The sequence below is a fragment of the Geobacillus sp. ZGt-1 genome, assembly GCF_001026865.1.
GTDB classification, from domain to species: Bacteria; Bacillota; Bacilli; order Bacillales; family Anoxybacillaceae; genus Geobacillus; species Geobacillus thermoleovorans.
The window spans coordinates 1-393 of record NZ_LDPD01000149.1 but is presented as its reverse complement, the minus strand read 5'-3'; the positions used below and the strand labels follow the sequence as shown (position 1 = coordinate 393).

Here is a 393-nt window from a genome sequence, read left to right as displayed (position 1 = left end):
ATAAATCAATCATTTACCGCATTTAAAGATACACAAAAAAATATTTCTTTAAATTATTTTTTCTCAAAAATGTTTTTTGTCTAAAAATGGGAACTGGGAAATTTTATGGCATGTATAAGGAAACTTGTCTGTCTATGATAGGAACGTGAAGGTTTTGCATCAAAGGAGTGGCATAGATGGCGAAAAGGAAAACAGAATTAACCGAAAAGAAAATCGCTGAAATGGAAAAAGAAGGTCGTGGTCAAGGCAAGGGAGAGAATTATAAACCTTGGATATATATTCAGGATTTTCCTTCAAGTGGTCTAGCGACTAGGGGGAAAGGATGGAAAACCAATCGAATCCATCACTTTTTATCCAAATTAGAACGGGATTATTTCTATGTATTGGAATGGA

The 393-nt window shown here is 33.8% G+C and carries 1 pseudogene; it reads left to right on the top strand.

Annotated elements, in window-relative coordinates:
- Positions 1–176: 176 nt before the first annotated feature.
- Positions 177–393 (top strand): annotated as a pseudogene (locus VU18_RS16185) (heteromeric transposase endonuclease subunit TnsA); the annotation flags it as partial.